The following is a 9791-nucleotide window of genomic DNA, read 5'->3' as shown; positions in this document are numbered from 1 at the left end:
TGCACTCACTAGCAAGTGAATGTAGTCATCCTTACCAATCTCCATGTGAGCAATCGTAAAGCCATATTTTGAAGCAATTTCATATAATATTCGCTTCAAGACTGTTTCACCGTGTCCTTTCAGCACTTTGTTGCGATACTTAGTCCCCCAAATGAGATGGTAATTAAGATTGTAAACTGATGTTCTACCATATGTAAGTCTATTTATGTCTTTCATACTAATAATTATATCATATAATATACTATCCATGCGTATGTTGAACACAAAAAGGGCAATTCATCACGTCCTTAAAAGAACGTGTTTCCTTGCCCACTTTCAAAAAATCCCCCTTGTATTAACAAGAAGGAATAATTAGAAATGCACTATTAATTACTTTCTGAATAGTTTTTGATGAAGTAAATCAAGGTTTGCAGTTCGTTTGTCAGGTCAATATTTTGCACCTGAACATCCTTAGGTACAGATAGGCGTACTGGTGTAAAATTCAAAATACCCTTAACACCTGCTTCAACCAATTGGTCGGTTACCTTTTGTGCCTTAGAACCCGGAACCGTCAAAATCACGACATCAATTTGTTGCTCTTTTAACTGGTCTACCATGTCTTCGGCCGGATAAATGGGAATTCCACTTTTAATGGTATTAGCAAATTCCGGTTTCGTATCAAAGGCAGCGCTGATCCGCAAGTTAGTGTCTTGATGAAAATTATAATTCAAAAGGGCACTTCCCAAGCTTCCTACACCGACTAAGGCAACACTAACCAATGAGTCCTGGTGCAAGATTCCTTTGAAGAACTTTAACAGACTATCTACATCGTAGCCATAACCCCGCTTACCTAATTCACCAAAGTAAGAAAAGTCCCGCCGGATCGTGGCCGAGTCAACTTGAACCGCTTCAGATAGTTCAGTTGAAGAAACTCGCTGCTTTTTTGCACCCTTCAAGACGGTTAAATAACGATAGTATATTGGTAATCGACGGGCAGTCGCTCGTGGAATTTTTTTAGCTGGCATATTAATCCTCCTATCATGGTCATTGATCGCTTACTCTTGACTCTTGTGCTGATTATTGAGCAAACAGCCAACCTAATTTAAAACCTTTGTGAAATTGGCACCTTACATCACACTACATTCTAGCAATTTTCACAAGCTTTGTGAACCGGTCCACAATAAAATTTACCTTTTTTATTAATTTCTTGAAATCTGCTAGAATAAAGGGTGATTTACTACATTTACTAATGAGGTTTCTCTAATGATATTATTACAAGTTAATGACGTCATGCGCCGTTTTGGAGCCGACGTTTTATTTCACAATATTAATTTACAAATCCATGATCATGGTCGTACCGCCTTGGTCGGTCGAAACGGAGCCGGTAAGACTACCTTACTAAAAATGATTGCCGGTATCACCACCCCAGACGAGGGAACTATCAGCAAGACCCGCGATTTAACAATTGGTTACTTGGCCCAGGATCAAGGCCTTGACAGTAAGAATAATATTTGGGCTGAGCTCGACCTAGTTTTCGCTCCCCTTCACGAAATGGAAAAAGAAATCCACCGGCTAGAGGAACAACTGGCCAACCTCGATCCCCAAGATGCAAATTATCAACAAGTAATGAATAAGTATGACCGTCTGCAAAGCGACTATAAGAAACAGGGCGGTTTCGAATACGAATCCCGGATGCGCGGTATTTTAAAGGGATTTGGCTTCGGTGAAGAATACTATGATACCCCTGTTGATGCCCTTTCCGGTGGTCAAAAAACCAAGCTGGCTCTGGCTAAGATTCTCCTTCAAGCACCTCAGCTACTAATTCTGGATGAACCAACGAACCACCTCGACATGAACGTGCTGGCTTGGCTGGAAGATTACCTGAAGAGCTACCAGGGCGCCCTCCTGGTGGTATCCCATGACCGTTACTTCCTCGACCACGTTGTGCATGACGTCTACGACCTTGACAACCGCACCTTAATTCACTACACGGGTAATTACACCCAATTTGTTGCCCACAAACGGGAACGGCTCAAGGCTGAATGGAAGCATTATAACCAGCAACAAAAGAAGATCGCTAAATTGGAAGATTTCGTCAATCGCAACATTGTCCGTGCCTCCACAACTAAACGTGCCCAGGCTCGCCGAAAACAACTAGCCAAAATGGATAAGTTAGAGCGGCCTGAAACTGATGACCAATCAATTCATTTTCATTTCCATAGTGATAAGGCTAGTGGTACCGAGGTTCTAGACGTTAAGGATGCCAAAGTTGGCTACGATGAACAGGTTCTTGCTGGTCCCCTCTCCTTCTCCGTCCGAAAGCCCCAGCGAATCGGCATTATCGGTCCAAACGGGATTGGTAAGTCGACTCTTTTAAAGTCGATTCTCCACCAGATTCCGTTGATCAGTGGCACGGTTAAGTTTGGCGCTAATCTCGAAATTGGTTACTACGATCAGGAACAACAACAGCTTCACCCTAATAAAACGGTCCTCGATGAAGTTTGGGATGAGCATCCTGAAGTTTCGGAACAGGATATTCGTTCTCTCTTGGGTAGTTTTCTCTTCGTCGGTGATGACGTTTACAAAGTTGTTCATGAGCTTTCCGGAGGCGAAAAGGCCCGCTTGGAATTAACCAAGCTTTCCTTCAAGCCAATTAACTTTCTGATTCTTGATGAACCAACGAACCACTTAGACATCGACAGTCGGGAGGTTCTCGAAAATGCTATCAATGAGTTTACCGGGACGGTGCTTTTTGTCTCCCATGACCGATACTTTATTAACCAGGTTGCCACCGATGTACTTGATATGCACCAGGATGGCATTACCCACTACGACGGTGACTATGACGACTACCTCGCTGAGAAGGCTAAACAAGAGAAAGCCACAACCACTACAACTATTCCTAGCCACCAGCCATCTAAGGGCAAGCAATCCTACCAGCAAAGCAAAGAGGTTCAAAAAGCCCGGCGAAAGTTACAACGCCAGGTTGACAAATTAGAGCAAGAAATGACCGATCTGGAAACACAACAGGAAGGCCTTCAAGAGAAGATGAGTCAACCGGAGATTGCTACTAACATCGGTAAACTGACTGACTTACAAAAGAAACTAGATGCTACTAAGAAACAAGCTGATGAGGTCGAATTAAATTGGACCACGGCTGCCAAAAAGCTAGAAGATTTCGATAATCAACATTCATAGACAATAAAAAGAAGCAATACTTTTCAAAAGTACTGCTCCTTTTTTGATATAATTATTAATCTTTGTTCTGACGGAATTTCCGCGTATTTTCGGCCAGGTGAACCAAGTTACGCAGGAACTCATGGGTACTGGCCTCATAATTATATTTCTTACCCAAGTCATAAATATAACCATTAATATAGTCTACCTCAGTTGGCCGTCCCTTAGACATATCCTGGTACATCGACGGATAGTGCAGAGGGTTAGTGACAGAGCTGACGTACTTGATCGTCTGCCATTCTTCCTCTCGGGTACTCAACAGCTGGATACCGGCTCGTTCAACCACATCAAAAGCTTCGTTAATTAACTGCTTACCGAGTTTTTCGGCACCAGGATAGTCAATGAATTGGCCCATTTGAATTTCAAAAAGTGTACAAATCGTGTTGATCACGGAATTAAAGACGACCTTTGTTAGGAGGGTTCCATAGAAGTTATCATTTAAATGGGGATTGATATTAGCCTTGGTGAAATCGGCCACGATTTCCTTAACCCGGTCATCTGGTTTCCCAACCTGGGGAGCCAAGTTGATTGAACCCGCGCCGGATTTACCGATAAAGTCGACGTCACCTGCTTTATTCAAGACGGTTCCAATTAGGCAAGTCCCTGCAACCACATGCTCCTTGGGGAAGTATTGGTTAATCTTTTCAATGTGACCCATCCCGTTCATTCCGGAAAAGACGTATTGATGGTCCGGATGGAAGAAGTGGGCACTACGCTTCAAGAGGTCATCTAAGGTCATCTGCTTGGCAAAGACAATGAAAACATCAGGGTCTCCTGCGTATTCTTCCGGTGAATAAATCTTAATTGGGACCAGGTGACGGTTTTGGTGATCACGGGAAACGTATACCCCGCCTTGCTTCTTGATCGTCTCAACCTCTGGTGCCCAGTTATCAACAAAATCAACTTTGGCGTTGGCCAATTCTTGAAGCAAAACTCCAAAACGTAAACCCATTCCGCCAGCGCCCAACACTGTATACTTTAAAGCCATAATTGAATTCCTCCTTAAGTCTTTGCTACTAATCAAATAGGTGCAACTTGGCAACTCGGTTTACGGCTTCTTTCAACCGTTGTGGTGCGATCAATAAGCCAATCCGGACATAACCTTCACCGTGCTTACCAAAACCATTACCAGGGGCAACAGCTACCCCGACCTTATCAAGCAAGAGATCGGCAAAGCTTTCACTGGTATAGCCTTTCGGCACTGGCATCCAGGCATAAAAGGTCCCCTTTGGTACGAAGGCATGCCAACCGATCTTCTCGGCTGCTCCGACAAAGGCATCCCGCCGCTTTTCATACCGGTCAACGATCTCCTTAATTGCCCCATCACGTTCTGGCTTAGTCAAAGCATCAATGGCCGCTCGCTGTAACGCTGGAAAGATGCTGACGAAGAGGTGATCTTGAATTAAGTTCAAGGCTCCAATAATGTCAGAATTACCAACCGCGAAGGCAATCCGCCAACCGGCCATGTTGAAGGTCTTAGAGAAAGTATAGAATTCGATGCCGACGTCCTTAGCCCCTGGTGTTTGCATGAAGCTCAACGGCTGCTGACCGTCAAAACCAATCGCACCGTAAGCAAAGTCCGAGATAATTCCAACATGGTACTTCTTTGCCCAGGCTACTAGCTTGGTATAAAACTCCTTAGTAGCAACGGCACCGGTCGGGTTATTCGGATAATTTAGGTAGAAGAACTTGGCCTTCTTAGCGGTTTCTTCCGGAATAGCATCTAGATCCGGTAAAAAGTTATTTTTAGCCAGCAACGGGACAGTCTCAAAATTAACCTCACCCAGCGCGGCGCCGGAGAAATAATCTGGATAACCAGGGTCTGGTAAGAGGTAAGTATCACCAGGGTTCATTAATGCCCATGGCAGTTCAACCAGGCCAATTTTGGAACCACCAAGGATGACAACTTCCGTGTTAGGGTCGATGTCGGCACCATACTTTTCCTTATAAAAGTTGGCCGCGGCTTTCTTAAATGCTGGTAGGCCCTGAAATGGCGAGTACTTATGATTAGCAGGATCAGCCACCCACTTTTGAGTACTTCGAACAATGTAATCTGGGGTCGGCTTGTCAGGGTTCCCCTGCCCAAGGTTAATTACGTCGACCCCGGCGTTAATCTTGGCATTGACCTTCGCTACCAGATTGGCAAAAAATTGTTTTGGCAAATGATCCAATAGGTTTGATTGTTCAAATTTCATAATTCAATTCCTCCTTAACGATACAAAGCTGGCCGCCGATCCTTGAAAACGGGAATCGGTCCCCGTACAGTTTTCAAATCAGCAAGATTCAAATCAGCATAGTAGAGCTGTTCCTTTTCACCATCACCTGCCAGGATTTTTCCTAACGGGTCAATTACTAAGGAATGGCCATTAAAGTGGTTATCGGGATCATCACCGACTCGGTTGACCGCTACTACAAAAGCTTGATTTTCAATGGCCCGGGATTGAAGCATGATTTTCCACTGTGGAATTCGGACTGCTGGCCATTCCGCAGGTAGGTAAAGAATATCTGCTCCGTGTCGAGCCACCGTTCGGAGCCATTCGGGGAAGCGCAAGTCATAACAGATAAAACTAGCACTGGGGACATTAGCCAAGTGAAAGAAGTTCTCCTGATTACCAGCAGCTAAGTACTGGTCTTCTTTCATTAACCCAAAGAGGTGAACCTTGCGATAGGAAGATACCTCCTGGCCAGTCGCGTCATAAATATAAGTTGTGTTATAAAACTTACCATTTTGCTTAGTAGCCACTGAACCACCAACGATATTGATTTGGTATTGCTTAGCAAGCCGACTCAATAGGGCTTTCGTCTGTTGGCCAGCCGGATCGGCCAGCTTAGCCAGCTGGTCCAAGGCGTAACCGGTATTCCACATTTCCGGAAAAACGACCACATCTGCGCCATGCGTTGCCGCCTGTCGGGTAAAAGTAGCAACTCGGTCGGCGTTAGTCTGGGGATCAGCAAACTTAACATCAATTTGTGCTAATGCTACACGCAAATTCAAGCTATTCACCTCAAATACAAAAAGAGCACTCGTCCTTAAATTTAAGGACGAGTGCTCTTTTCCCGTGGTGCCACCTTAGTTCATTGACTGCTCACACAGCCAACCTCATGGAGTCAATCAACTCCGGGTAATGATAACGGCTACCACTCCGCCACTAGCTTGAAATTTCTCACCAGTGCATCATACTTCTCAGACCATCTTCATAATAAGCAACCATCCCTTCACACCGACCAGGAACTCTCTGTTGATTAACTTATCACTACTCATCTGAATGACGTTTTCTTAACTTGTTGTGGCTAATTCTAATTAATTATTAATAAAATGTCAATACTTTTCTAATATATTTTTAATTTTATCCTGAACTTGACAAATAAAACTAAAGGAAGGTACACTAAGTTTGTAGCCATAGTAGGTCTGACCAGAGAGTGAGGTCACCGGCTGAAAGCCTCACCATTAGTACCGAATCCTAACTACTTCACCAAACAAGTTAATAAATTATTAAAAAAAGGGTAAAGCACGTCTTTAAACGAGAATGGTAACGCCGTCACTGGTGTCTCGATTAAAGACGTGCTTTTGTTTTGAAGGAGGTTTGCCTCATGGCAGAAAAGAAAAAACGAATTGTTGTTAAGGTAGGAACTAGCAGCTTGATTCTTCCCAATGGTCAAACCAACCTGCAAACGATCGACGGGCTGGCCTTTACCCTGGCAACCCTCAACCACCAAGGCTACGAAATGGTATTGGTTTCGTCCGGGGCAATGGGGGTTGGCTTAGCCGCACAAGGACTTAAAAAGCGCCCCAAGCCGATTGCCCAGCAACAAGCCCTGGCCGCTATCGGGCAAACCGAACTGATGCGGATCTATTCACAACGTTTTCTTGATTATCAAACAAGGGTCGGCCAGCTCCTTTTAACCCGTGACGTCTTGCACTTTCCCGTTAGTCGTCAGCACGTGTTAAATACAATCTCGACCCTTTTAGCTGATGGAGTAGTACCAATCATTAACGAAAACGATCCGGTTTCGGTTGATGAACTGGACCACCACACCACCTTCAGTGATAACGATGAACTTTCCGCATTGGTGGCAACGCACATCGATGCTAACCTGCTAATTGTTCTGTCCGATATTGATGCTTTCTATAATAAAGATCCTCACAAATACGCGGACGCACAGCCGATTCACCACGTTAAGAAGATGACGCCGGAACTCAAAGCCGCTGCTAGTGGTTCTAGCACCCGCTTTGGAACCGGTGGAATGGTTACTAAACTACACGCGGCCGCCACCGTCATGGACAACCACCAGCAAATGGTTCTTTGCTCCGGTGCTGATCCGCGAATCATCTTCAAGGTTGTCCGTGGTGATGAAATTGGTACTAAATTTGGCAAATAAATTTAAGGAGGAAATGATACTATGAACCAAGAATTAATTAAGATCGGCCAACGAGCCCAGGCAGCGGCTGACCAATTGGCATTACTTGATACGGCTACCAAGAATCAGGCTTTGAATGATCTTGCCAATGCTCTTGAAGCCCATCAGGATGACATCCTTCAAGCCAACCAAGCTGACCTCGCCAACGCCACAACAATGCCCAAGAAATTTACCGACCGCTTAATGGTTAACCACCAGCGAATCACTGATATGGCAAACGGGTTGCGTTCCATTGCCCGCCTCGCCGATCCGACTGCTAAAATCGACCGGGGCTGGATCAACGCCGATGGCCTTCAAATTCTCCAACGACGGGTCCCACTGGGCGTGATCGGAATCATCTTTGAGGCCCGGCCGAACGTCACTGTCGATGCCACCGGTCTCACCTTTAAGAGTGGCAACGCCGTTATCCTACGTGGAGGCAAGGAAGCCATTCGCACCAACACCGCTTTGGCAACCATCCTTCGCAACGCTTTGAAAGCGGATCAGCTTCCAATTGATGCCGTTCAATTGGTTACGGATACCAGCCACGAATCAGCCCAAGAGATGATGAACCTGACCGATTACATTGACGTTCTAATTCCACGTGGCGGTCAGGGGCTGATTCAACGGGTCGTGAAAACCGCAACTGTCCCAGTGATCGAAACGGGGGCTGGTAACTGCCATGTCTACATTGATCGGAACGCTGACCTTAAGATGGCTACTGCCATTACCGTCAATGCTAAAGTTCAACGGCCATCCGTCTGCAACGCTGCCGAAAAATTATTAATCCACCAGGACGTCGCTGCCAAATTCTTACCACAAATTGCGCATGCATTAATGGATCACGGTGTCCAACTTCGGGGTGACGAACGTGCTCGGCAATTGGTTCCCCAAATGCGGCCGGCGACAACTAAAGATTGGGATACCGAATATAATGACTTCATCATGGCAGTCAAAGTGGTTGATTCCCTGGATGAAGCTATTCAACATATTAATCGTCACAGTACCCACCATTCCGAGACAATCGTCACCAACAATCTCGCCCGAGGACAAGAATTTCAAAAGCGAATCAATTCTGCCTGTGTTTATGTCAATGCCTCAACCCGATTTACGGACGGCGGGGTCTTCGGATTTGGCGCTGAAATTGGAATTAGTACCCAGAAGCTTCACGCACGGGGGCCCATGGGTCTCAATCAATTAACAACTATTAAATACGAAATTACCGGTAACGGTCAGGTCCGTCAATAGTAAAGAAAGGAAAGTTGAAATAATGAAAATAACAGTTGTCGGCGTCGGTAACATGGGCGGCGCCATTATCAAAGGATTAACTAACAGTGGAATTGACGATCTCCGGGGAATGAATCCCACTAATTCTCGTGTCAGCAAGCTTGCAGAACAATTGAACTTTACTCTTTTCCATACAGCGGCAGAGGTCATCAATGATCAACCGGACGTAGTCATCCTTACCACTCCGGCTAACGTTACGGTTGCGGTAGCTAAGCAATTAAATGGCCTTGCTCCACAGACAGTTATTATCTCAGCCGCCGCGGGGATTACCCAACGACAACTCAAGGCTGTCCTACCTAACAATCAAATAGCCACCATCATTCCTAATACACCGGTAGCCGTTAATGCCGGGACAATCGGGTTAGCCTTGCCCCACGATGGTGCTGAAAGTGCTCAACCAGTTATCAACCATGTTCTCAACCAACTTGGTGACATCATCACCGTTGCTGAGGACAAGCTAGATATTGTTGGCGTGATCGGCGGCTGTGGCCCAGCTTTCGTCGATGTCTTCATGGATGCCCTAAGCGATGCCGCGGTTAAATATGGGCTTGACCGCCAAACTGCCTACGAACTAATTGCCAGCATGGTTAAGGGTAGTGGCACCTTAGCTCATGATACTGGCAAGGCTCCGGCTGAATTGCGCGACCAAGTCACCTCACCGGCTGGCACCACCATCAAAGGGGTCGAAGCCCTGGAAAAACACGGTTTTCGTTACGCTATCATCGATGCGGTTAACCGGGCTAATGGGGGTGAACTACTCGGTCATAAATGACCGAGCTTCTGGGAACACGAAGTAGTATTTAGGATCTTGCACGTGTATTCACGCTACCTAACTTACAGAACTCCGTTCTTTTACCAAGGCTAGTTCCTAGCCAACGGCTTTTAATCCT

General features: G+C 45.6%; 9 protein-coding genes and 1 other annotated feature. Of the genes, 4 read left to right on the top strand and 5 right to left on the bottom strand.

From position 1 onward, the window contains the following. Positions 1 to 216: IS200/IS605 family transposase (gene tnpA / locus ACEYV4_RS07760; RefSeq protein WP_373842760.1), on the bottom strand; the 216-nt coding region annotated here is incomplete at its 3' end. Between the two features lie 149 nt (positions 217 to 365). Further along, positions 366 to 1004, bottom strand: coding sequence for a redox-sensing transcriptional repressor Rex (locus ACEYV4_RS07755; RefSeq protein WP_373842758.1), 639 nt, complete (start codon positions 1002 to 1004; stop codon positions 366 to 368). A gap of 238 nt (positions 1005 to 1242) precedes the next feature. Between ACEYV4_RS07755 and ACEYV4_RS07750 the strand changes: the two genes are divergently transcribed. After that, entirely contained in the window at positions 1243 to 3177 is a 1935-nt protein-coding gene (locus ACEYV4_RS07750; protein ID WP_373842757.1) for an ABC-F family ATP-binding cassette domain-containing protein, read from the top strand. Positions 3178 to 3232: 55 nt separating this feature from the next. On the opposite strand, the gene ACEYV4_RS07745 is transcribed toward ACEYV4_RS07750, so the two are convergent. The 3 genes from ACEYV4_RS07745 to ACEYV4_RS07735 are packed head-to-tail and all read right to left on the bottom strand — an operon-like array spanning position 3233 to position 6211. Continuing rightward, positions 3233 to 4204, bottom strand: coding sequence for a ketopantoate reductase family protein (locus ACEYV4_RS07745; protein ID WP_373842756.1), 972 nt, complete (start codon positions 4202 to 4204; stop codon positions 3233 to 3235). A 28-nt stretch (positions 4205 to 4232) separates the two neighbouring features. Beyond that, complete coding sequence (locus ACEYV4_RS07740) at positions 4233 to 5411, bottom strand: pyridoxal phosphate-dependent aminotransferase (protein ID WP_373842755.1); 1179 nt, start codon at positions 5409 to 5411, stop codon at positions 4233 to 4235. Between the two features lie 14 nt (positions 5412 to 5425). Next, the gene (locus tag ACEYV4_RS07735) at positions 5426 to 6211 is read right to left on the bottom strand and encodes a carbon-nitrogen family hydrolase (RefSeq protein ID WP_373842754.1); all 786 of its coding nucleotides are present in this window, start codon (positions 6209 to 6211) and stop codon (positions 5426 to 5428) included. A gap of 40 nt (positions 6212 to 6251) precedes the next feature. Next, positions 6252 to 6495: a binding site (T-box leader), on the bottom strand. A 312-nt stretch (positions 6496 to 6807) separates the two neighbouring features. On the opposite strand from ACEYV4_RS07735, the gene proB reads away from it, so the two are divergent. Genes proB through proC form a run of 3 tightly spaced genes read left to right on the top strand, consistent with a single transcriptional unit; the run spans position 6808 to position 9673 of the window. Beyond that, positions 6808 to 7596, top strand: a complete 789-nt coding sequence (gene proB, locus ACEYV4_RS07730) for a glutamate 5-kinase (RefSeq protein ID WP_373842753.1) — start codon at positions 6808 to 6810, stop codon at positions 7594 to 7596. Between the two features lie 21 nt (positions 7597 to 7617). After that, on the top strand, positions 7618 to 8862 hold the full coding sequence (locus ACEYV4_RS07725; RefSeq protein ID WP_373842752.1) for a glutamate-5-semialdehyde dehydrogenase: 1245 nt from the start codon (positions 7618 to 7620) through the stop codon (positions 8860 to 8862). A 19-nt stretch (positions 8863 to 8881) separates the two neighbouring features. Continuing rightward, positions 8882 to 9673, top strand: a complete 792-nt coding sequence (proC, locus tag ACEYV4_RS07720) for a pyrroline-5-carboxylate reductase (RefSeq protein WP_373842759.1) — start codon at positions 8882 to 8884, stop codon at positions 9671 to 9673. Positions 9674 to 9791: the final 118 nt, after the last annotated feature.

This window comes from Limosilactobacillus sp., assembly GCF_041859915.1.
Taxonomy (GTDB): Bacteria; Bacillota; Bacilli; order Lactobacillales; family Lactobacillaceae; genus Limosilactobacillus.
Note: the sequence above shows the minus strand (reverse complement) of the source record. Positions and strands in the feature narration are given on the sequence as shown.

Coding starts and splice junctions, on each gene's coding strand:
- ACEYV4_RS07740 (WP_373842755.1), bottom strand. CDS start 5,411: ATGAAATTTGAACAATCAAACCTATTGGATCATTTGCCAAAACAATTT.
- ACEYV4_RS07750 (WP_373842757.1), top strand. CDS start 1,243: ATGATATTATTACAAGTTAATGACGTCATGCGCCGTTTTGGAGCCGAC.
- ACEYV4_RS07755 (WP_373842758.1), bottom strand. CDS start 1,004: ATGCCAGCTAAAAAAATTCCACGAGCGACTGCCCGTCGATTACCAATA.
- ACEYV4_RS07725 (WP_373842752.1), top strand. CDS start 7,618: ATGAACCAAGAATTAATTAAGATCGGCCAACGAGCCCAGGCAGCGGCT.
- proB (WP_373842753.1), top strand. CDS start 6,808: ATGGCAGAAAAGAAAAAACGAATTGTTGTTAAGGTAGGAACTAGCAGC.
- ACEYV4_RS07745 (WP_373842756.1), bottom strand. CDS start 4,204: ATGGCTTTAAAGTATACAGTGTTGGGCGCTGGCGGAATGGGTTTACGT.